The organism is Streptomyces sp. NPDC001002 (assembly GCF_053599215.1).
The window spans coordinates 1-21,369 of sequence record NZ_JBSFLV010000076.1 but is presented as its reverse complement, the minus strand read 5'-3'; the positions used below and the strand labels follow the sequence as shown (position 1 = coordinate 21,369).

Below are 21,369 nucleotides of genomic sequence, written 5' to 3'. Positions count from 1 at the left end.
TACTAGCGGTAACACTAGCTTGTTACCCATGAGTAGGAAAAGTCAACTCCTGATGACTCCTCGGCAGCCCGTTCGATGTCAGGCTGAGGTCAGGTGTTAGTTTGCGCAGGCGTCACCGAATCAGCACGGGTGGGGAGAGCTCATGGACACCACGCAGCGGACCGATCAGCAGCGCTCGGCGGACCGCCGCCGGCGCGAGCTGTTGGAGGCCGCCGACAGAGTGGTGCTGCGCGACGGGCCGCAGGCCTCGATGAACGCGATCGCCGCCGAGGCGGGCATCACCAAGCCCATTCTGTACCGCCACTTCGGCGACAAGAGCGGACTCTACGCCGCCCTCGCCACCCGGCACACCGACGCCCTTCTCGCCTCCCTGCGGGCGGCCCTGGACGCGCCCGCGGAACGTCGGGAACGGGTCGAGGCCACGCTGGACACCTACCTCGCGGCGATCGAGGCCCGCCCGCAGGTGTACCGCTTCCTCATGCATCCCGCGGAGGGCGGTCAGACGAGCGACACCGGCTTCGACGTCGGCAAGCACGCGATCCCCCTGCTGCGCCGCATGGGCGAGGAGCTGGCGCAGGTCATCGAGGAGCGGGTGGACCTCGGACCGAACAGCCACCAGCTGGCGCGGGTGTGGGGACATGGCATCGTCGGCATGATGCACGCGGCCGGCGACTGGTGGCTTGGCGAACGCCCGTGCGAACGCGCGGAGTTGGTACGCAGCCTGGCCGACCTCTTGTGGGGCAGGCTGGCCGCGGCAGGGGACAAGGTCGGCGGCCCCGGCTTCTAGTTCGGGACGCTCCCGGTCCGATCCGGGTGATTCCGGCGGCTCCAGGAGGCCTTCGCCTCCTGCCTGAGCACCTTGCGTCTGCGCCATCCCGTGAGGTGGTCGACGTAGACCCGTCCCTCCAAGTGGTCGCATTCGTGCTGGAGGCAGCGTGCGAAGAACCCCGTCCCGCTCACGGTCACCGGCTCGCCCGTGACCGTGAACCCCTCGACCACCGCGTGGTCGTAGCGCTCCGTCCCCGCCTCAAGCCCCGGCAGGGACAGGCAGCCCTCCGGGCCGCGGAGCGACACTCCGTCGGCCTCGACCAGGCGCGGGTTGACGAGGTGGCCCAGGTGGCGCACCTCGTCGTCGTCCGGGCAGTCGTAGACGAAGACCCGCAGGGACTCCCCCACCTGGTTCGCGGCGAGGCCCACGCCCTGTGCCGCGTACATCGTCGCGAACAAGTCCTCGACGAGGCTCGCGAGTTCGGGGCCGAAGTCGGTGACCTCGCGGCAGGGCGTGTGCAACGGGGTGTCGCCGAACAGCGTGAGGGGCCGGACGCGCCCGCGGGTGCCCGGAATGGAGCCGTTTCGCATGGCCGCAAGGGTACGGCGATTCGGGAGTGCGAATGGATCTCGATAGGCTGGCCACCACCACGTTGCCGTCAGGCAGAGGCGCGGCGCGTACGCAAGGAGGATCGGGAACTGATGTCAGGCAACTCGGACCCGCTTTCGCCGCGGGCCAAGATCGCCGTGACCGCCGGCAAGGCGGTCGCTGCGGCGTCGCGTGCCGCAGGCCGCGGCAGCGGATCGGTGATCGGTGGCCGGGTCGCGCTCAAACTGGACCCCGACCTCCTGGCCAGGCTCGCCCAGAGCCTGGACGTCGTCCTCGTCTCGGCGACCAACGGCAAGACCACGACCACCCGGCTGATCGCGGAAGCCCTCGGCGCCGCGGGACCGGTCGTGTCCAACGCGCTCGGCGCGAACATGCCGGCCGGCATCACCTCGGCCCTCGCGGGCGGCTCGGACGCGCGCTACGGCGTCATCGAGGTCGACGAGAAGTACCTGGCCGGGGTGGCCCGGGACACCGACCCCAAGTGCATCGCGCTCCTCAACCTCTCCCGCGACCAGCTCGACCGTGCCGCCGAGACCCGCATGCTCGCCGAGAACTGGCGTGAGGGGCTTGCGGGTTCCAAGGCCGTCGTCGTCGCCAACGCCGACGACCCGCTGGTCGTGTGGGCCGCCTCCTCCTCACCGAACGTGATCTGGGTCGCCGCCGGTCAGATGTGGAAGGACGACGCCTGGTCCTGCCCGTCCTGCGGCGGTGTGATGCAGCGGCCCGGCGACGACTGGTTCTGCGGCGAGTGCGGTTTCCGCCGCCCCACGCCGAGTTGGGCGCTCTCCGGCGACCACGTGCTCGACCCGCACGGCTCCGCCTGGCCGATCCACCTCCAGCTGCCCGGCCGCGCCAACAAGGCCAACGCGGCCTCCTCCGCGGCCGTCGCCGCGGTGTTCGGCGTACCGCCGCAGGTCGCCCTGGAGCGCATGTACCAGGTGCAGGCCGTGGCCGGCCGCTACGACGTCGTGCAGTTCCAGCAGCGCGACCTGCGGCTGCTGCTCGCCAAGAACCCGGCGGGCTGGCTCGAAACGTTCAGCCTGATCGATCCGCCACCCACCCCGGTGATCCTCTCCGTGAACGCGCGGGGCGCCGACGGCACCGACACCTCCTGGCTGTGGGACGTCGACTACACCCGCCTCAGCGGCCACCCGATCTGCGTCGTCGGCGACCGCAAGCTCGACCTCGCCGTCCGCCTGGAGGTCGCCAACCAGCACTTCCAGGTCTGCGACAACCTCGACCAGGCGGTGCAGCAGTGCCCGCCCGGCCGCATCGAGGTCATCGCGAACTACACCGCGTTCCAGGATCTGCGCCGCCGCGTCGGCAACTGACACTCAGGGGACTTTTGTGAGCGACAACAGCCTGCGGGTCGTGTGGATCTACCCCGACCTGCTGAGCACCTACGGCGACCAGGGCAACGTCCTGGTCGTCGAGCGCCGGGCCCGGCAGCGCCGCCTCGACGTGGCGCGCCTCGACGTGCGCAGCGACCAGCCCATCCCGACCTCGGGCGACATCTACCTGATCGGCGGCGGCGAGGACCGGCCGCAGCGGCTGGCGGCCGAGCGGCTGCGCCGGGACGGCGGACTGCACCGGGCCGTGGAGAACGGCGCGATCGTCTTCTCCGTCTGCGCCGGCTACCAGATCCTCGGCCACGAGTTCATCAACGACCTCGGCCAGCGCGAGCCCGGCCTCGGCCTGCTCGACGTGGTCTCGGTGCGCGGCGAGGGCGCGCGGTGCGTCGGGGACGTCCTCGGCGACATCGACCCGCGGCTTGGCCTGCCCCCGCTGACCGGCTTCGAGAACCACCAGGGCGTCACCCACCTCGGCCCCACGGCCCGCCCGTTCGCCCAGGTCCGCCTCGGCAACGGCAACGGCACGGGCGACGGCACGGAGGGCGCGTACAACGACACGGTCTTCGGTACGTACATGCACGGCCCGGTGCTGGCGCGCAATCCGCTCATCGCCGACCACCTGCTGAAGCTCGCGCTCGACGTGAACGCGCTGCCGCCGACGGACGACCGCTGGTACGAGGCGCTCCGCAACGAGCGCATCGCATCTGCGCAGCAGCCTGCGTGATGAAAGGTACGCGGCAGCCTGCCTGACACCTCGTCGCCGACTGCTCGTAACCAGCCCGTCTGACACCGCGTCCGCACAGGTGAGCGGGGTCGTCCAGCAGGCGGACGCACGGTGCTGCCCCGCCCCCTCCTGCCGTTAGGGTGGCGGGGTTCGAGCCGGACGACGTGGTCCGGTCCCGCCTCGTTCCACGGTTGAGAAGGTTCTTTCGGGCTATGCGCATTGGTGTCCTCACGTCCGGTGGCGACTGCCCCGGCCTGAACGCCGTCATCCGGTCCGTCGTGCACCGCGCCGTGGCCGACCACGGTGACGAGGTCATCGGCTTCCGGGACGGCTGGAAGGGCCTCCTGGAGTGCGACTACCTCAAGCTCGACCTCGACGCGGTGAGCGGCATCCTCGCTCGCGGCGGCACGATCCTCGGCTCCTCCCGGGTCCAGCCCTCGCATCTGCGGGACGGCGTGGCGCGGGCCAAGGGGCATGTCGAGGAGCTCGGTCTCGACGCGATCATCCCGATCGGCGGCGAGGGCACGCTGAAGGCGGCCAAGCTGATGTACGACGCCGGCCTGCCGATCGTCGGCGTCCCGAAGACCATCGACAACGACATCGCTGTCACCGACGTCACCTTCGGTTTCGACACGGCCGTCGGTGTCGCCACGGAGGCGCTGGACCGGCTGAAGACCACCGCCGAGTCCCATCAGCGCGTGCTGGTCGTGGAGGTCATGGGCCGCCACACCGGCTGGATCGCGCTGCACTCCGGCATGGCGGCCGGCGCGCACGCCATCGTCGTACCGGAACGGCCCTTCGACATCGAGGAGTTGGCCGCGCGGGTCGGCGAGCGGTTCGAGGCGGGCAAGCGGTTCGCGATAGTGGTCGCCGCCGAGGGGGCCAAGCCGAAGGCCGGGTCCATGGACTTCGACGAGGGCAAGAAGGACGTCTACGGGCACGAGCGCTTCGCGGGGATCGCGCGGCAGCTCTCCATCGAGCTGGAGGAACGGCTCGGCAAGGAGGCCCGTCCGGTGATACTCGGGCACGTCCAGCGCGGGGGTACGCCCACCGCGTACGACCGGGTGCTGGCGACCCGGTTCGGGTGGCATGCGGTGGAGGCCGTGCACCGGGGCGAGTTCGGGAAGATGACGGCGCTTCGCGGGACGGACATCGTGATGGTGTCCCTGGCCGAGGCGGTCGAGACGCTGAAGACGGTGCCCGCCGATCGGTACGACGAGGCGGAGTGCGTGCTCTGACGTTCGGACCACCCTCACCCCGGCCACAGAGGTGGCCGGGGTGAGTCATACCCTGGTCCGGACAGACTTGCACAACCCCCTCGAATCAGGAGCCGTTGGATGGGACACAGCGGGCACGGCATGACCATGGATCTGCCGCCGTTCACGCTGGGGCGGGGGCTCGCGTGGTCCGCCGACCCGTTCTTCCTGATCGCCTGTCTGCTCGGACTCGGGCTGTACGCGTGGGGGGTTGTGCGGCTGCACAGGCGCGGGGACGCCTGGCCCGTGGGGCGGACCATCTCGTACGTCATCGGAGTGCTCACCATCATGCTGGTGATGTGCACCGGGCTGAACGACTACGGCATGGTGATGTTCAGCGTGCACATGGTGCAGCACATGATCATCAGCATGCTGTCGCCGATCCTGATCCTGCTGGGCGCCCCCGTCACGCTCGCCCTGCGCGCGCTGCCGACCACCGGGAAGGGCCGCAAGGGGCCGCGCGAGCTGCTGTTGATGGTGCTGCACAGCCGGTACATGCGGATCATCACGCATCCGGCGTTCACCATCCCGCTGTTCATCGCGAGCCTGTACGGGCTGTACTTCACGCCGCTGTTCGACTTCCTGATGGGGTCGAAGACGGGGCACATCGCGATGATGGTGCACTTCCTGGCCGTGGGCATCGTCTTCTTCTGGCCGATCATCGGCGTGGACCCGGGCCCGCAGCGGCCGGGCTATCTGATGCGGATGCTGGAGCTGTTCGCGGGCATGCCGTTCCACGCGTTCTTCGGCATCGCGCTGATGATGGCGTCGGAGCCGATGGTCTCGACGTTCAAGAACCCGCCCGCCTCGCTCGGCATCGAGGCGCTCTCCGACCAGACCGCGGCCGGCGGGATCGCCTGGGCGTTCAGCGAGGTGCCGTCCGTCCTGGTGCTGCTCGCCCTGCTCTTCCAGTGGTACCGCTCCGAACAGCGCCAGGCCCGGCGCTCGGACCGCGCCGCCGACCGTGACGGCGACAAGGAACTCGAGGCATACAACGCCTATTTGGCCTCATTGAACGCACGCGGGCGTTGAAGGCTTCGTCTTTCTGAAGCATTCAGTAGCATGAAGCGCATTGGGGGAACCGCCAGGGGGAGCGGTAATGACAAAGCGCGCACTCATGTTAGTTCGGAGGATCGCCGTCCTATTGGTCTGCGTACTGGTACTCGGCAGTTGTGACACCGGTACGCCCCTGACCAGAGTGAAAGCAGTGGCCGCGGGAGTGCCTTCTCTCGCACCCTTTTTCGACGAGGACAGCGGCCTCGGCAAGGACGACGCCACGGTCCGCTCGCAGGCCGTGCAGGGCAGCCTGCAGCAAGGGGACACGCCCGGGCTGTACGGCGGGACGCGCGAGCCGACGCTCTGTGACGTCGCCAAGCTGAAGGCGTTTCTCACGGATCCCAGGAACAAGCAGAAGGCTCAGGCGTGGGCAACCGCACTCGACCTCACCACGGCCGAGATCCCGGATTATCTGGACCGGCTCACACCTGTTCTCCTGCGTCACGACACGCTCGTGAAGAACCACGACTACAAAAAGGGAAAGGCTGTTCCCTTCAATTCGCTGCTCCAGGCGGGAATCGCGATTCTCGTGGACCAGCAGGGACTGCCGGCCGTGAAGTGCTCGTGCGGAAATCCGTTGCGGCCCTTCGAGGGTGACACCAGCCGGATCTCGGTCACGTTCGACGACGGCAACAAGAAGTGGCAGGGGTACGAGCGTTCGTCCGTGGTGGCGGTGCGGCCCGCGCCCCGGAAGCTGGCGAAGCTCGCCCTCGTCGACGTCGACGACCCCGACACGGGCATCAGCCGACCGGTTGGCACGACGGGCAAGGCCGACTCGACCTTCGACACCCGCGAGCTGCGCGCGGTGCCCGTCCTCGCCGGTACGACCTTCGGGGAGGCGAGCCTGCGGCTGGCCGACACGGGCCTCGCGACGGGGTACGGCGGCAAGCAGGCGCCAGCCGCCGACGCGCGCGTGACGGCGTCCGATCCGCCGGCCGGGACGGAGCTGCGGTTCGGGCAGTACGTGACGCTCACGGCGGTCGGCGGGAGTGCGTCGGACAGCGGCACGTCCAGCGGCGGTACGTCCGACAGCGGCGGCGGCACGCCGGGCGGGGGCTCGACGCCTCCCCCGCCGTCGGTCTCCGACCCGTCGTCCAAGACGCCACCGTCGTCGCCCTCGGGCAGCGGCACCGGCTCGTCGTCCACCCCGCCGTCGAGCGGGCCGCCCACGTCGAGCGGTCCGTCCACGTCGAGCCCGCCGCCGAGTTCGAAGGCGCCGGACAGCTCTCCGCCGACGACGACCGTCGCTCCGCCTCCCGACCCGCCGAGTCCACCGCCGCCCGACGACCCGGTGACCACCAGCGCACCGCCGCCGCCACCGCCGCCACCGCCGAGCGATCCGGTCACGACGAGCGCCCCGCCACCGCCGAGCGACCCGGTCACCACCAGCGCGCCACCGCCGCCCAGTGACCCGGTCACCACCAGCGCGCCCGGCACGAGTGAGCCCGGGTCGTCCGGGCCCGCTTCGAGCGCGAGCGCCTAGCGCACCGCAGACCCCGGGGGGAGTCACCGGATGCCTTCAGGATCGTCGACGTCGGGAGTGGGCCGGGTCATCGCCGGCCGCTACCTGCTGCTGCACCAGTTGGGCGGCGGGGGCATGGGTCATGTGTGGCTCGCCCACGACCAGAGACTCGTCTGCGAGGTGGCGCTGAAGGAGATCGTGTTCCGGGACCAGGACCCGGTCGGCGAGGAACGGGAGTCCCGGGTGGCCAGGGCCCGCGCGGAGGCCCGGCACGCGGCCGGGCTGCGGGGTCATCCGAATGTGCTGACGGTGCACGACGTGCTGGAGCACGAGGGTCTGCCGTGGATCGTCATGGAGTACGTGGCGGGCGCGGTGGACCTGCGTGACCTGGTCGACCAGCGGGGCCCCCTCGCGCCCGCGGAGGCCGCCCGGGTCGGGCTCGCCGTGCTGGACGCGCTGACGGCCGGGCACGAGCGGGGCGTCATGCACCGGGACGTGAAGCCGGCGAACATCCTGCTCGCGCCGGACCGCGGCGGGGCGCCGTACGGCCGGGTGCTGCTGACCGACTACGGCATCTCGGTACGGCCCGCGGGCGGCGAGACCCGCTACACGATGGCGTCCGTGCTGGTGGGGACGTCGGGCTATCTGGCGCCTGAACGGGCCACCGGAGGGCCTCCTACCGCGGCCGCCGACCTGTTCTCGCTGGGCTGCACGCTCTACCACGCCGTCGAGGGTCAAGGGCCCTTCGAGCGGGAGTCGCATCTGGCGCAGGTGACCGCGGTGGTCATGGAGGAGCCGCGGCCCGCCGTGCGCGCCGGCGCGCTGGGTCCCGTACTGGCCGCTCTGCTCGCGAAGGATCCGGCGGAGCGGTTGTCCGCGGCGGAGGCGGAGGCGGCGCTGTCGGGGATCGTCACGCCCCAGGCCGAGCCGTACGCCCGTACCCAGACGGACCTCGGCTCGCAGCCGCCGTGGGCGGGTGCGGCCCCGCCCCCTCCGCCGCCCGCGCCCGGCGTGCGGGGCTTCGGTCCTGCCCCCGTGCCCTCGGCCGGGTCGTCGCCCGCCCGGCACCGCCGCGAGGTCCCGCGCGTCCTGCGTGCCGTCATCGCCGTCGCTCTCGGCCTGGTGCTGGCCCTGGGCGGGGTCTGGTACGCCATGGCCCACCGGTCGTCCACCGAGGACACGACGGCGTCGGCGCCGCCCTACGGCTCGGGCGTGGGGCTGGTGAAGCCGCTGAAGGACGGCGACTGCGTGCTCGCCGACTGGTCCGGGGAGCGCTTCCAGGGCACGCCCCGGCTGCGGCTGGACGGAGGCTGTGTCGGAGGCGCGCCCGACGGACAGGTGATGGCGTTCGCGCCGGCGGGGTCGGCGGACGAGGCCCGGCAGACCGGTGCGGCCCGCTGCGAGGAGCGGACGCGGGAGTTCCGGGAGCGGCTCGCGGACGTCCGTGCGGTCGCGGTGGTGCCGAGCGCGGCCGGTTTCCAGGCCGCCGGGCGCCGTACGGCCTGTCTGGTGCTCGGCGCGCACGGGCCGGTCTACGGCCCCCTCGGCGCGCACCGCAAGCTCGGCTCGTCCTTCACCGACACCACGAACATGCAGCGCAGGGACTGTCTCAAGACTCGGACGAACCGGGACACCCAGCTGGTCTCCTGCACGGGCGCGTACGACGAGCAGGTGCTCGGTTTCACCCGGCTCGGCTCCGACGTCACCCTCACGGAGGCACGGACGGAATCGGACGCGGCGTGCGCGAAGGACGTGCCGCCAGGGGACTACGGCTTCGATCCCTCCGTCTACACGGCCGGGTCCTGGACCAGCGAGGGGCCCTGGAAATCGGGCACACATTTCGTCGTGTGCACCGTCCGGAGGCAGAACGGGGGCACCATGGAGGGGGACGAACCATGAGGAGGGTGTCGCGATGCCCGGTTCTACGGACGGCTCTACCAAGGCGATGGGGGTGCTCACCGTCGGAGGTCTCGTCGCGGTGACGGCCTACACGGTGGCGCTCGGCAGCAACGGCTGGCTGTGGTTCGGCTGGGTCGTGCTCGGGTTGCTCACGCTGGGGATGGTGGCCACGCGCAGCGCCTGAGGGGTACTCGGGAGGGCGGCTGTCCTCGGCATCCGAACCTCACTCGGTGGTCAGGCGCCCCGCCGAGTGGACTCCGGGCTGGTACTTGGGCAGCCGTGCCGTGACCTTCATGCCGGCGCCGACCGCCGTCTCGATGACGAGCCCGTACTCGTCGCCGTAGACCTGGCGGAGCCGGTCGTCGACGTTGGACAGACCGATGCCGCCGGAGGGGCTGACCTCGCCGGCGAGGATGCGGCGCAGCAGGACGGGGTCCATGCCGACGCCGTCGTCCTCGATGACGACGAGCGCCTCGGCGCCGGTGTCCTGCGCGGTGATGGTGATGTGGCTCTTGCCGCCCGCGGTCACCGTGTTGCCCTCCAGGCCGTGCTTGACCGCGTTCTCCACCAGTGGCTGGAGGCAGAGGAAGGGCAGGGCGACCGGCAGCACCTCGGGGGCGATCTGCAGGGTGACGGAGAGGCGGTCGCCGAAGCGTGCCCGCACCAGCGCCAAGTAGTGGTCGATGGCGTGCAGTTCCTCCGCGAGGGTGGTGAAGTCGCCGTGCCTGCGGAACGAGTAGCGGGTGAAGTCGGCGAATTCGAGGAGGAGTTCGCGGGCGCGCTCGGGGTCGGTGCGGACGAACGAGGCGATCACCGCGAGCGAGTTGAAGATGAAGTGCGGGGAGATCTGGGCGCGAAGTGCCTTGATCTCGGCCTCGATCAGCCGGGTGCGGGACTGGTCCAGATCCGCCAACTCCAGCTGGACGCTGACCCAGCGGGCGACCTCGCCGGCCGCCCGGACCAGGACGGCGGACTCGCGCGGGGCGCAGGCGACGAGCGTGCCGTGCACCCGGTCGTCGACGGTCAGTGGGGCGACGACCGCCCAGCGCACCGGGCAGTCGGGGGTCTCGCAGGAGAGCCGGAAGGCCTCGCCGCGGCCGGTCTCCAGGGCGCCGGCGAGGCGGTCCATGATCTCGGTGCGGTGGTGGGCGCCGACCCCGTCCCAGACCAGGACCTCCTTCTGGTCGGTGAGGCACAGCGCGTCCGTGCCAAGCAGCGAGCGCAGTCTGCGCGCCGACTTGCGGGCGGTCTCCTCGGTCAGGCCCGCCCGCAAAGGGGGCGCGGCGAGGGAGGCGGTGTGCAGGGTCTGGAAGGTGGCGTGCTCGACGGGGGTGCCGAGTCCGCCGAGGTTCTGCGGGCGTGCCGTGCGCCGTCCGAACCAGAACCCGGCGGCCAGCAGCGGCAGTACGGCCACGCACAGCCCTGCCAGGAAGCCGCTCATGCCTTCACCTCCGCGCGCAGTTCCTCCGGCAGATGGAAGCGGGCCAGGATCGCTGCGGTCCCGGTCGGCACCCGCCCCGGGGTCGCCAACGACACCAGCACCATGGTGAGGAAACCGAGCGGCACCGACCAGAGGGCGGGCCAGGCGAGCAGCGCGTGCAGCGGGCCGGTGCCGGGGAAGCCCGCCATGGTGGCGGCCACGGCGACGAACGCGCCGCCCCCGCCGATCACCATGCCGGCGGCGGCGCCCGGCGGGGTCAGCCGGCGCCACCAGATGCCGAGGACGAGCAGCGGGCAGAAGGACGACGCGGACACGGCGAAGGCGAGGCCGACCGCGTCGGCCACCGGCAGCCCGCCGACCAGGACGCTCGCGGCCAGCGGCACGGCCATGGCGAGCACGGTGCCGAGCCTGAAGTGCCGTACGCCACGCGCCGGCAGGACGTCCTGGGTGAGCACGCCCGCGACGGCCATGGTCAGCCCGGACGCCGTGGACAGGAACGCGGCGAACGCCCCGCCCGCCACCAGCGCGCCGAGCAGGTCGCCGCCGGTGCCGCCGATCATCCGGTCGGGCAGCAGCAGGACGGCGGCGTCCGCGTCGCCGGTGAGGCCGAGTTCGGGGGTGTAGATGCGGCCCAGGGCGCCGTAGACCGGCGGCAGCAGGTAGAAGGCGCCGATCAGGCCGAGGACGGCCACCGTGGTGCGGCGGGCGGCGACTCCGTGCGGGCTGGTGTAGAAGCGGACGACCACGTGCGGCAGGCCCATCGTGCCGAGGAAGGTGGCGAGGATCAGTCCGTACGTGGCGTACAGCGGGCGTTCCTCACGGCTGGCCTCCAGCGAGGTCGACATGCCGTTGCTGCTGCCCCGGTCGGCGGCGGGGACGGCGGAGCCCTTGGCGAAGGTCAGGCGGGTGCCGTGCTCGATGTGGTGTGTACCGGCGGCGAGTTGGACTCTCTGGTCGTCGTGGACGCGGCCGTCCACTCTGCCGTCGACCGTGACGGTGAGCGGTCGGTCGAGGGTGAGGTCGAGGCTGTCGTCGACGGTGACCACGCGCTGCTGACGGAAGGTGGCCGGTTCCTCGAAGGCGTGCCGGGGCGAGCCGTCGCCCTGCCAGGCGAGGGCCAGGAAGAGCGCGGGCACCAGCAGGGCGGTGAGCTTGAGCCAGTACTGGAAGGCCTGCACGAAGGTGATGCTGCGCATGCCGCCGGCGGCGACGGTCGCGACCACGACGACCGCGACGATCCCGCCGCCCAGCAGGTCCGGGGCACCGGTCAGCACTGCCAGCGTCAGCCCGGCTCCCTGGAGTTGGGGCAGCAGATAGAGCCAGCCGACGCCGACGACGAAGGCGCCCGCGAGGCGGCGCACGTTCTGCGAGGCGAGCCGGGCCTCGGCGAAGTCGGGGAGGGTGTAAGCGCCGGAGCGGCGGAGTGGAGCGGCGACAAAGAGGAGCAGGACCAGGTATCCGGCGGTGTAGCCGACGGGGTACCAGAGCATGTCGGGGCCCTGGACCAGGACGAGGCCCGCGATGCCCAGGAAGGAGGCGGCGGAGAGGTATTCGCCGCTGATGGCGGCCGCGTTGAGGCGGGGGCCGACGGTGCGGGAGGCGACGTAGAAGTCGGAGGTGGTGCGGGAGATGCGCAGGCCGAAGGCGCCGACCAGGACGGTCGCGACGACGACGAGGGCGACGGCGGTGACGGCGTAGCTGGAGTTCACCGGCGTATCGGTCCTCGGGCGGTACGGTCCCCGGTCCGGGTGGGTCGGGTGCTCATCGGTCCTCGACCAGGCGCACGAAGTCCCGTTCGTTGCGCTCGGCGCGGCGGACGTACCAGAGGGCGAGCAGGACGAGCGGGGCGTAGAGGCAGAAGCCGAGGACGGCCCATTCGAGGCGGTGGGCGTCGGGCATGGCCGCGAAGACCAGGGGCAGCGGGCCGATCAGGAGTCCGAGGACGGCGAACACGGCAAGGGCGGCGCGCAGTTGGGTGCGCATGAGGGAGCGGACGTAGGTGTGGCCGAGGGTGGTCTGCTCGTCGATCTCGGTGCGGGGGCGGTAGTAGCCGGTGGCGCGCCGGACGCGGCGGGGCGGTCCGGTGACGGTGACGCGGCGTTCGGCGGGGTCCTGGTTCGGCACTGTCACGGCCTCCTCATCAGCAGGTCGCGCAGTTCGCGCGCGTGGCGGCGGCTGACCTGGAGCTCCTCGTCGCCGACCAGGACGCTCACCGTGCCCGCGTCCAGGCGGAGTTCGCCGACGTGGCGCAGGGCGACGAGGTGGCGGCGGTGGATGCGCACGAAGCCGCGCAGCCGCCAGCGCTCCTCCAGGGTGGACAGCGGGATCCGTACGAGGTGGCTGCCGCGGTCGGTGTGCAGGCGGGCGTAGTCGCCCTGGGCCTCGACGTGGGTGATGTCGTCGACGGCCACGAAGCGGGTCACGCCGCCGAGTTCGACGGGTATGTGGTCGGGGTCGGGTTCGTGCACGGGGATGCGCGGGGAGCTGCCGGTGAGTTCGGCGGCCCGGCGGATCGCCTCCGCGAGCCGTTCCTTGCGGACCGGCTTGAGCACGTAGTCGACGGCCTTGAGGTCGAAGGCCTGGACGGCGAAGTCCTCGTGGGCGGTGACGAACACGACCAGCGGCGGCTGCGCGAACCCGGTGAGCAGCCGGGCCAGGTCGAGGCCGTCGAGGCCGGGCATGTGGATGTCGAGGAAGACGACGTCGATCGCCGCGGCCCCGCCGGGACCGGACTCCAGGGCGCGGTTGAGCCGGCGCAGCGCCTCGGTCGCGTCGCCCGCGCCCTCCGCGCTGCCGATGCGCGGGTCCGCGTGCAGCAGATAGAGCAGCTCCTCCAGGGAGGGGCGTTCGTCGTCGACGGCGAGGGCGCGCAGCATGAACCCGGAGTGTAGGTGGAATCCGGACGGCTGGACATGTGCCGGGCGTGCACGTTCCCGCTGGATACAGTGCGGGCATGAACAGCAGGCCCGCGCCGTTCGACGAGCTCGACCGGAAGATCATCAACGCCCTGATGGCGAACTCCAGGACCAGTTTCGCCGAGATCGGCTCCGAGGTCGGGCTGTCCTCGACGGCGGTGAAGCGCCGGGTGGACCGGCTGCGCGAGACCGGGGTGATCACCGCGTTCACGGCGACGGTGGAGCCGTCGGCGCTGGGCTGGCTGACGGAGGCGTACGTCGAGGTGTACTGCGAGGGCGCGGCCCCGCCCCGGCGGCTGGCGGAGGTGGTCCGCAACCATCCGGAGATCACCGCGGCGATGACGGTGACGGGCGGCGCGGACGCGCTGCTGCACGTGCGGGCGCGGGATGTCGAGCACTTCGAGGGGGTGCTGGAGCGGATCCGCGCCGAGCCGTTCGTGCGGAAGACGATCAGCGTGATGGTGCTGTCCCATCTGATCCCGGAAAGCCCCGAAGCGGGCGCGACCCATCCGGCTCCCGAATAAACATCCGAGTGCGCAGCGTTGCTGCGTCGAGGGTCTCAAAGACGCATTGTTCCTGCGCAGACACGCAACTTTCATTCCTTGTCGCGCGGCTCCGTCACTTCTTACCTTGGTGTCAACCCTCACTCGTCATCAAGGAAGCGGAGGAACCCCTCTGTGTCCGACTCCCGTGTGCCGCGCCGGCGGCGCTTCCTCGTCTGTGAACCCAGACATTTCGCCGTGCAGTACGCGATCAATCCCTGGATGCGTCCCGACGCCCAGGTCGATGTCGACCTGGCCCGGGAGCAGTGGCACGCCCTGATGGGCGCCTACCGGGCCCACGGCCACGACGTCGACGTCGTGGAGCCGGTCGTCGGCCTGCCCGACATGGTCTTCGCCGCGAACTCGGCGGTCGTGGTGGACGGCCGGGTCTTCGGCTCCCTCTTCCACGCGCCCGAGCGGCGCGGGGAGTCCACGCACTACGACACCTGGTTCAAGTCGGCGGGCTTCGACGTGCACCGCCCCGAGTCCGTCTGCGAGGGCGAGGGCGACCTCGTCTGGACGGGCCGGTACCTGCTGGCCGGCACCGGCTTCCGCACCACCCGCGAGGCCCACCGAGAGGTGCAGGAGTTCTTCGGCCACCCGGTGATCAGCCTGACCCTGGTGGACCCGCGCTTCTACCACCTGGACACCGCGCTGTTCGTGCTCGACGACGGGGCCGCGAACAACATCGCGTACTACCCGGAGGCGTTCTCACCCGGCAGCCGCGAGGTGCTGGCGCGGCTGTACCCGGACGCCGTGCTCGCCACGGCCGAGGACGCGATGGCGTTCGGCTTGAACTCCGTCTCCGACGGCCGTCATGTCTTCATCGCCCCGCAGGCCGAGGCCCTCGCCGCCGCGCTCACCGACCGCGGCTATGTCCCCGTACCCGTCGACCTGTCCGAGTTCCGCAAGGCCGGCGGCGGCATCAAGTGCTGCACTCAGGAGATCCGTTCATGACCACCACCGCAGACGTGCCCGCCCCCGCCCGTACCTCCGCCGACCTGATCCGCGCCGAGGAGCCCGTCCTCGCGCACAACTACCACCCGCTGCCCGTGGTGGTCGCCCGCGCCGAGGGCACCTGGGTCGAGGACGTCGAGGGCAAGCGCTACCTCGACATGCTCGCGGGCTACTCGGCCCTCAACTTCGGCCACCGCCACCCCGCGTTGATCGAGGCGGCCCACCGCCAGCTGGACCGGCTGACCCTCACCTCGCGCGCCTTCCACAACGACAGGCTCGCCGAATTCGCCGAGCGGCTGGCCGAGTTGACCGGCCTCGACATGGTCCTGCCGATGAACACCGGCGCCGAGGCGGTCGAGTCCGGCATCAAGGTGGCCCGCAAGTGGGCGTACGAGGTCAAGGGCGTCCCCGCCGACCAGGCCACGATCGTGGTCGCCGCGGAGAACTTCCACGGGCGTACGACGACGATCGTCAGCTTCTCCACGGACGAGACGGCACGGGCGGGCTTCGGCCCGTTCACGCCTGGCTTCCGGATCGTGCCGTACAACGACCTGGCGGCCCTGGAGGCGGCGGTCGACGAGACGACGGCGGCCGTGCTCCTGGAGCCGATCCAGGGCGAGGCCGGCGTGATCATCCCGGATGCGGGCTACCTCACCGGCGTACGCGAACTGACCCGGCGCAAGGGCTGCTTGTTCATCGCCGACGAGATCCAGTCGGGCCTCGGGCGCACGGGTCGGACGCTGGCCGTCGAGCACGAGTCGGTCGTCCCCGACGTACTGCTCCTCGGCAAGGCGCTGGGCGGTGGCATCGTGCCGGTGTCCGCGGTCGTGGCCGGGCGGGACGTGCTCGGGGTGCTGCGGCCCGGCGAGCACGGTTCGACGTTCGGCGGCAACCCGCTGGCGGCCGCGGTCGGCACGGCGGTGGTCGAGCTGCTGGAGACGGGTGAGTTCCAGCAGCGGGCCACCGATCTCGGCGTGCTGCTGCGGGACGGTCTGGCCGGGCTCGTCGGCAAGGGCGTCGTCGGCTTCCGCGCGCGCGGGCTGTGGGCGGGCGTCGACGTCGACCCGGCGATCGGCACCGGACGCGAGGTCAGCGCCCGGCTCATGCGCGAGGGGATCCTGGTCAAGGACACCCACGGCTCGACGATCCGGCTCGCCCCGCCGCTGACCATCACCGGCGAGGAGCTGGAGTCGGCACTGGGGACGCTGGCGAAGGTGCTGGCCGAGGGGGCGTGAGCGCGGGCTGAGCGAGGCGGGTGGGGCGACGGGGGCTCTGTCGTCCCACCGGTATCGCTGGGCGACGGGGGCTCTGTCGTCCCACCCGGTATCGCTGGGGCGACGGTGTTTCTGTCCTCCCACTCGCATCGCGGGGGGACGGAGTCCCTGGCGTCCGACCCGTCTCACTGAGGCGTCGGAATCTCCGGCATCCCATCCGCCCCGCTCAGCCCCACCCACCCCTCTCCCCCTCACCCGACCCACCCGCGTGTCCCCTCCCGATGCATGTGCGATGCCTCCCGCAGCCCTTCCGATGCCGTGAAGGGTGAAGATGGGGACATGTGGTGGTAGACCACTCTCAGCGACAGAGAGGTCGGCCTTGGGCACTCATGAGGAGCATGACGTGGACCGGCGGCGGTTCGACGTGGCCGATGCCGCTCCCTTGCTGCTCGATGCCCGGGGCGTGGTGACCAGCTGGACGCGCGGGGCCCAGCGACTGCTGGCCTACTCGGCCGGCGAGGTCGTCGGCACCGCGGTCACCGGACTGCTGGCCGCCGGAGACGCGGCGCGGGTGCCCGAACTGGCCGAGCGGTGCCGTCGGGACGGCGGCTGGGTCGGACTGCTGACCGCGCTGCGCAAGGACGGCCGGCCGGTCCGGGTCATGGTCCGTATCACTCCTGCGGTGGAACCGGGCGGCACGGACCACTGGCTGGTGCTGGTGTCGGACCTGTCCGGCGCACCCGGCTGGGACATGAGCCGCAGCGTGCTGGAACAGATGGTCACCCGCTCGCCGGTCGGCATAGCGATCGTGGACGCCAACCTGCGCTTCGTGTGGTCGAACGCGGCCCTGGAGCAGTTCGGCGGCGGACCGGCCGGGCACCGCCTCGGCCGGCGCCTCGCGGAGATCCAGCCGGGACTGAACGCCGAGGGCATCGAGACGCAGATGCGGCGCGTACTGGCGTCCGGTGAGCCGGTGGTCGGCTACGAGCACGTGGGCCAGGTACGGGCGGCCCCGCACCGCGAGACCGCGCACATGATGTCGTTCACCCGGCTGGAGGACGACCGCGGACATCCGATGGGCGTCTACTACACCGTCGTCGACATCACCGAGCGGCACCGCGCCCGTCAGCGCCTCGCGCTGCTCGACCGGGCCGGCGAGCACATCGGCCGCACCCTGGACATCGAACGCACCGCCCAGGAACTGGCCGACGTCGCAGTACCGGACTTCGCCGACTACGTGACCGTCGACCTGCTGGAGTCGGTGCTGCGGGGCGCGGAGATCGCCCCGGGCCCGGTCTCCGTCACGGACCAGGTGCCGCTGCGCCGGGCCGGCCACCAGTCGGTGAACGCCGGTGTGCCGGAGGCCGTCGTCGGCGTCGGTGATGTGGCCGCCTACCTCCCCACCTCGCCGCTGGTGCGCGCGCTGGCCTCGGGCCGGGCCTGGCGCGAGGAGCGGCTGGACCCGCTCGCCAAGGAGTGGGCCACCCGCATCCCGGGCGGCCGGGAGGCCACCTTCCTGGAGCTGGGCCTGCACAGTGTGCTGATCGTGCCGATCCGCGCCCGTGGCGTCACCCTGGGCGTCACCACCTTCTTCCGGCGCGGCCGCCAGGAGCCCTTCGACGCGGACGACCTGAGCCTCGCCGAGGACCTGGTCTCCCGGGCCGCCGTCTGCGTCGACAACGCCCGCCGCTACACCCGCGAGCGCGACGCCGCCCTGGTGCTCCAGCGCAGCCTCCTCCCCCGCCGCCTCCCCGAGCAGGACGCGGTCGAGGTGGCCGCCTGCTACCGCCCCGCCGACGAACTCACCGGCCTCGGCGGCGACTGGTACGACCTGATCCCGCTGTCCGGCGCGCGCGTAGCGCTCGTCGTCGGCGAAGTACCCGGGCACGGGATCGACGCCGCCGCCGGCATGGGCCGGTTGCGCACCGCCGTACGCACCCTGGCCGCCCTCGAACTGCCGCCCGAGGAGGTGCTGGCCCACCTCGACGACCTGGTCGGACGGTCGGCCCGCGAGGAGGGCGGCGAACCGGGCGCGCGCGGGGCCGACGGCATGGTGCGGATCGTGGGGTCCGGCTGTGTGTACGTCGTCTACGACCCCGTCGACGGCCAGTGCTCGATGGCCGCCGCGGGCCATCCGGCGCCGGCGGTCGTGATGCCCGACGGCACCGTCAGCTTCGTGGACCTCCCGCAGGGGGCGCCGCTCGGTGCCGGCGGGCCGCCCTTCGAGTCGGTCGAGCTGGCCCTCGCGGAGGGCAGCGTGCTCGCACTGCACACCGACGGGCTGCTGGCCCGGGGTGAGGACTGGGCCGTCGACGCGGACCGCGACCGGCTGCGCGGGGCCCTGGAGCGGGTCGCGTCCTCCCTCGACCTGCGCTGCCGGGCGGTGGTCGACGCGCTGGTCCCGGACCGGCCGCACGACGACGTGGCCCTGCTGCTTGCCCGCACCCGGCTGCTCGGCGAGGACCAGGTCGCCGACTGGGACCTGCCCGGCGACCCGGCCGTCGTCGCCGACGCCCGCAAGGCGGCGGCCCGGCAGCTGACCGCGTGGGGCCTGGAGGAGCTGGCCTTCACCACGGAACTGGTGGTCAGCGAACTGGTCACCAACGCGATCCGGTACGCCACCGGGCCCATCCGGCTGCGCCTGATCAAGGACCGCGCCCTGATCTGCGAAGTCTCCGACGGCGGCGCCACCGCACCCCATCTGCGCCACCCGCGCACCACGGACGAGGGGGGCCGCGGACTGCTCCTGGTCTCCCAGTTCACCCAGCGCTGGGGCACCCGCTTCGTACCGGAGGGCAAGGTCATCTGGGCGGAACAGTCCCTGACGGATCCTCCCGGCTGACGCACGAGTACGGAACATACGTCGCATGCCATGGGAAACTGGTGTGATTCCGGCGGTGAGGCGGCGGTCATGACGGTTACGGCGATCGACTACGCGGGAGTGTTCCAGGCGCTGCCGGGGATGGTGGCGCTGCTGACGCCCGACCTGGACTACGCGGACGCCAACGAGGAGTACCTGCGGATGAGCGGGCGCACCCGCGAGCAGGTCGTCGGCCACCATCTCTTCGACGTCTTCCCGGACAATCCCACCAACCAGTCGGCCTCCGGCATGCGCAATCTGGCGGCCTCGCTGGAGCGGGTGACGGAGACCGGCGAGCGGGACGCGATGGCCCTGCAGCGCTACGACGTCGAGGACCCCGAACGGCCCGGCGAGTGGGAGGAGCGCTACTGGAGCCCGGTCAACGCGCCCGTGCTCGGCCCGGACGGCAAGGTGGTGCTGCTGGTGCACCGGGTCGAGGAGGTCACCGAGCTGATCAAGGCGCGCGGCGGCCCGACCGGCGGCAAGGCCCGGGTCCTGGAGGCCGAGCTGTACACGCGCGCCCGGGAGCTCCAGGAGCTGAACGAACGCCTCCGGCAGGCGCACGCCCGCGAGCGCGAGGTGGCCCTCGCCCTCCAGGAGGCGATGCTCCCGGCCCGCCGCCAGGTCGGCCACCACCAGGCGGCCGTGCGCTACCGACCGGCGGTCGGCGCGCTGAACGTGTGCGGGGACTGGTACGACCTCGTCGACCTGGTCGGCGGCCACCGCATCGGCGTAGCGGTCGGCGACGTCGTCGGGCACGGGCTCGCGGCGGCCGGTGTCATGGGCCAGCTGCGCAGCGCGCTGAGCGCGGCCTCACGCGTCGCGTCGGGACCGGCCGAGGCGCTGAACGTCCTGGGCCGCTACGCCCATGTCGTCGACGGCGCCGAATCGGCCACCGCCGTCACGACGTTCATCGACTTCGACGCGCACACCATCACCTACAGCAGCGCCGGCCATCCCCCGCCGGTCCTCCTGCACGCCGACGGACGCCTGGAGTTCCTCGACCGGGCCACCGACCCGCCGCTGGACGCCCGCCCCGACCCGGTCCCCAGACCCGAGTTCCGCACGACGTACACCAAGGGAGCGACCCTGGTCCTGTACACCGACGGCCTGATCGAGCGCAGACACGAGGACATCGACACCGGCCTGACCCGCCTCGCCGACTCCCTGACCCGCCACCGCACGGCCGACCCCGAGACCCTCGCGGACGCGGTCCTCCTCGAACTGCTCCCACCGGGGGGCGCCACCGACGACACAGCCCTCGTGATCGTGCGGCTGTGAACGGCTGCCGTACGACGGTGATCAAGTACCCTGCGCCCGGCCGCAGTTGGGTGCGATCGGGACACAACTGTCGGCCGTGTTCCGGCAACCCCTGCCTGCACCTACACTGACAAGCCCACGACACGCCGGTTGACCTGCTGGAACGCGGGGACCCGCCGAGCCGCCGGAGTGAGGAGCAACCCCTTTGTTCTACTACGTACTCAAATACGTGTTGTTGGGACCTCTGTTGAGAGTGGTCTTCCGGCCTCGCACCGAGGGCCTGGAGAACGTTCCGGCGACGGGTGCCGCGATCGTCGCCGGCAACCACCTGTCCTTCGCCGACCACTTCCTGATGCCGGCGATCCTCAAGCGGCGCATCACCTTCCTCGCGAAGAAGGAGTACTTCACCGGCCCCGGCATCAAGGGCCGGCTCACCGCGACCTTCTTCCGCAGCGCGGGCCAGATCCCGGTCGACCGCACCGGCAAGGAGGCGGGCCAGGCGGCGATCCGCGAGGGCCTGGGCGTCCTGAGCAAGGACGAGCTCCTGGGCATCTACCCGGAGGGCACCCGCTCGCACGACGGCCGCCTCTACAAGGGCAAGGTGGGCGTCGCGGTCATGGCCCTCAAGGCCCAGGTCCCGGTCATCCCCTGCGCGATGATCGGCACCTTCGAGGCCCAGCCGCCCGGCAAGGTCATCCCGAACATCCACCCCGTGACCATCCGCTTCGGCAAGCCTCTCGACTTCTCCCGCTACGCCGGCATGGAGAACGAGAAGGCGATCCTGCGCGCGATCACCGACGAGATCATGTACGCCATCCTGACGCTCTCCGAGCAGGAGTACGTCGACCAGTACGCGGCGGTGGCGAAGGCGGAGCAGGCGGAGGCGGCGGGCATCGCCGAGAAGGAACGCCGGTTCCGCCGGATGCCGTTGGGCTAGGCGAGCCGCTCGGCCCCTGTGGGCCGGGGCGAGTTGACGAAGGGACACGCTGAAGCCGACCCCCGCGATACGGCCCACAGCCGGGCCGCGTTCCCTGTGTCCAGGGCGTAGGGCGC

The 21,369-nt window shown here is 71.6% G+C and carries 19 protein-coding genes; 14 read left to right on the top strand and 5 right to left on the bottom strand.

Annotation, left to right across the window (positions count from 1 at the left end; genetic code table 11):
• Nucleotides 1-142 precede the first annotated feature (142 nt).
• A complete protein-coding gene (locus tag ACWDR3_RS29665) occupies nt 143-787 on the top strand; it encodes a TetR family transcriptional regulator (RefSeq protein WP_450355644.1) in 645 nt (214 codons plus the stop codon).
• Here the strand turns inward: ACWDR3_RS29665 and def are convergent.
• Complete coding sequence (gene def, locus ACWDR3_RS29660) at nt 784-1,359, bottom strand: peptide deformylase (RefSeq protein ID WP_450355643.1); 576 nt, start codon at nt 1,357-1,359, stop codon at nt 784-786. The two genes, ACWDR3_RS29665 and def, sit on opposite strands and share 4 nt — an antisense overlap.
• Before the next feature lie 111 nt (nt 1,360-1,470).
• On the opposite strand from def, the gene ACWDR3_RS29655 reads away from it, so the two are divergent.
• From ACWDR3_RS29655 to ACWDR3_RS29625, 7 genes are all read left to right on the top strand, one after another.
• Nucleotides 1,471-2,709, top strand: a complete 1,239-nt coding sequence (locus tag ACWDR3_RS29655; RefSeq protein ID WP_401725969.1) for a MurT ligase domain-containing protein — start codon at nt 1,471-1,473, stop codon at nt 2,707-2,709.
• A gap of 16 nt (nt 2,710-2,725) precedes the next feature.
• Nucleotides 2,726-3,454, top strand: a complete 729-nt coding sequence (locus ACWDR3_RS29650) for a type 1 glutamine amidotransferase (protein ID WP_124000634.1) — start codon at nt 2,726-2,728, stop codon at nt 3,452-3,454.
• 212 nt (nt 3,455-3,666) lie between these two features.
• Nucleotides 3,667-4,692: a 6-phosphofructokinase gene (locus ACWDR3_RS29645; RefSeq protein ID WP_450355642.1), complete on the top strand. Its 1,026-nt coding sequence runs from the start codon at nt 3,667-3,669 to the stop codon at nt 4,690-4,692.
• Nucleotides 4,693-4,791: 99 nt separating this feature from the next.
• Nucleotides 4,792-5,742 carry a cytochrome c oxidase assembly protein gene (locus ACWDR3_RS29640; RefSeq protein WP_450355641.1) on the top strand — a complete coding sequence of 317 codons (951 nt, stop codon included), beginning with the start codon at nt 4,792-4,794 and terminating at the stop codon, nt 5,740-5,742.
• Nucleotides 5,743-5,929: 187 nt separating this feature from the next.
• Nucleotides 5,930-7,249 carry a DUF6777 domain-containing protein gene (locus ACWDR3_RS29635; RefSeq protein WP_450355640.1) on the top strand — a complete coding sequence of 440 codons (1,320 nt, stop codon included), beginning with the start codon at nt 5,930-5,932 and terminating at the stop codon, nt 7,247-7,249.
• 30 nt (nt 7,250-7,279) lie between these two features.
• Nucleotides 7,280-9,127, top strand: a complete 1,848-nt coding sequence (locus ACWDR3_RS29630; RefSeq protein WP_450355639.1) for a protein kinase domain-containing protein — start codon at nt 7,280-7,282, stop codon at nt 9,125-9,127.
• Nucleotides 9,128-9,140: 13 nt separating this feature from the next.
• Complete coding sequence (locus ACWDR3_RS29625; RefSeq protein ID WP_402360866.1) at nt 9,141-9,311, top strand: hypothetical protein; 171 nt, start codon at nt 9,141-9,143, stop codon at nt 9,309-9,311.
• 39 nt (nt 9,312-9,350) lie between these two features.
• Here the strand turns inward: ACWDR3_RS29625 and ACWDR3_RS29620 are convergent, their stop codons facing one another.
• The 4 genes from ACWDR3_RS29620 to ACWDR3_RS29605 are packed head-to-tail and all read right to left on the bottom strand — an operon-like array spanning nt 9,351 to nt 13,444.
• Nucleotides 9,351-10,568, bottom strand: coding sequence for a sensor histidine kinase (locus ACWDR3_RS29620; protein WP_450355638.1), 1,218 nt, complete (start codon nt 10,566-10,568; stop codon nt 9,351-9,353).
• Entirely contained in the window at nt 10,565-12,277 is a 1,713-nt protein-coding gene (locus tag ACWDR3_RS29615; protein ID WP_450355637.1) for a sodium/solute symporter, read from the bottom strand. The genes ACWDR3_RS29620 and ACWDR3_RS29615 overlap by 4 nt, the downstream gene beginning before the upstream one ends.
• 52 nt (nt 12,278-12,329) lie before the next feature.
• Nucleotides 12,330-12,692, bottom strand: a complete 363-nt coding sequence (locus ACWDR3_RS29610; protein ID WP_124001489.1) for a hypothetical protein — start codon at nt 12,690-12,692, stop codon at nt 12,330-12,332.
• Nucleotides 12,693-12,694: 2 nt separating this feature from the next.
• Nucleotides 12,695-13,444, bottom strand: coding sequence for a LytR/AlgR family response regulator transcription factor (locus ACWDR3_RS29605; protein WP_450355636.1), 750 nt, complete (start codon nt 13,442-13,444; stop codon nt 12,695-12,697).
• Nucleotides 13,445-13,521: 77 nt separating this feature from the next.
• Here ACWDR3_RS29605 and ACWDR3_RS29600 point away from each other — a divergent pair, with 77 nt between their 5' ends.
• The 6 genes from ACWDR3_RS29600 (at nt 13,522) to ACWDR3_RS29575 (ending at nt 21,253) form a co-directional block, all read left to right on the top strand.
• A complete protein-coding gene (locus ACWDR3_RS29600; protein WP_450355635.1) occupies nt 13,522-14,007 on the top strand; it encodes an Lrp/AsnC family transcriptional regulator in 486 nt (161 codons plus the stop codon).
• A gap of 153 nt (nt 14,008-14,160) precedes the next feature.
• Nucleotides 14,161-14,982, top strand: coding sequence for a dimethylargininase (gene ddaH / locus ACWDR3_RS29595; protein ID WP_450355634.1), 822 nt, complete (start codon nt 14,161-14,163; stop codon nt 14,980-14,982).
• The gene (gene rocD / locus ACWDR3_RS29590) at nt 14,979-16,217 is read left to right on the top strand and encodes an ornithine--oxo-acid transaminase (protein ID WP_450355633.1); all 1,239 of its coding nucleotides are present in this window, start codon (nt 14,979-14,981) and stop codon (nt 16,215-16,217) included. Before ddaH ends, rocD begins: the two co-directional genes overlap by 4 nt.
• Before the next feature lie 358 nt (nt 16,218-16,575).
• Nucleotides 16,576-19,038, top strand: coding sequence for a SpoIIE family protein phosphatase (locus tag ACWDR3_RS29585; protein ID WP_450355632.1), 2,463 nt, complete (start codon nt 16,576-16,578; stop codon nt 19,036-19,038).
• A 69-nt stretch (nt 19,039-19,107) separates the two neighbouring features.
• Nucleotides 19,108-20,337, top strand: a complete 1,230-nt coding sequence (locus tag ACWDR3_RS29580) for a PP2C family protein-serine/threonine phosphatase (RefSeq protein ID WP_450355631.1) — start codon at nt 19,108-19,110, stop codon at nt 20,335-20,337.
• Between the two features lie 184 nt (nt 20,338-20,521).
• Nucleotides 20,522-21,253: a lysophospholipid acyltransferase family protein gene (locus ACWDR3_RS29575; RefSeq protein ID WP_450355630.1), complete on the top strand. Its 732-nt coding sequence runs from the start codon at nt 20,522-20,524 to the stop codon at nt 21,251-21,253.
• Nucleotides 21,254-21,369 lie beyond the last annotated feature (116 nt).

Excerpts from the sequence above, each read along its gene's own strand:
- ACWDR3_RS29665 (WP_450355644.1), top strand. The coding sequence starts at position 143 with ATGGACACCACGCAGCGGACCGATCAGCAGCGCTCGGCGGACCGCCGC.
- def (WP_450355643.1), bottom strand. The coding sequence starts at position 1,359 with ATGCGAAACGGCTCCATTCCGGGCACCCGCGGGCGCGTCCGGCCCCTC.
- ACWDR3_RS29655 (WP_401725969.1), top strand. The coding sequence starts at position 1,471 with ATGTCAGGCAACTCGGACCCGCTTTCGCCGCGGGCCAAGATCGCCGTG.
- ACWDR3_RS29645 (WP_450355642.1), top strand. The coding sequence starts at position 3,667 with ATGCGCATTGGTGTCCTCACGTCCGGTGGCGACTGCCCCGGCCTGAAC.
- ACWDR3_RS29640 (WP_450355641.1), top strand. The coding sequence starts at position 4,792 with ATGGGACACAGCGGGCACGGCATGACCATGGATCTGCCGCCGTTCACG.
- ACWDR3_RS29630 (WP_450355639.1), top strand. The coding sequence starts at position 7,280 with ATGCCTTCAGGATCGTCGACGTCGGGAGTGGGCCGGGTCATCGCCGGC.
- ACWDR3_RS29625 (WP_402360866.1), top strand. The coding sequence starts at position 9,141 with ATGCCCGGTTCTACGGACGGCTCTACCAAGGCGATGGGGGTGCTCACC.
- ACWDR3_RS29620 (WP_450355638.1), bottom strand. The coding sequence starts at position 10,568 with ATGAGCGGCTTCCTGGCAGGGCTGTGCGTGGCCGTACTGCCGCTGCTG.
- ACWDR3_RS29605 (WP_450355636.1), bottom strand. The coding sequence starts at position 13,444 with ATGCTGCGCGCCCTCGCCGTCGACGACGAACGCCCCTCCCTGGAGGAG.
- ACWDR3_RS29600 (WP_450355635.1), top strand. The coding sequence starts at position 13,522 with ATGAACAGCAGGCCCGCGCCGTTCGACGAGCTCGACCGGAAGATCATC.
- rocD (WP_450355633.1), top strand. The coding sequence starts at position 14,979 with ATGACCACCACCGCAGACGTGCCCGCCCCCGCCCGTACCTCCGCCGAC.
- ACWDR3_RS29580 (WP_450355631.1), top strand. The coding sequence starts at position 19,108 with ATGACGGTTACGGCGATCGACTACGCGGGAGTGTTCCAGGCGCTGCCG.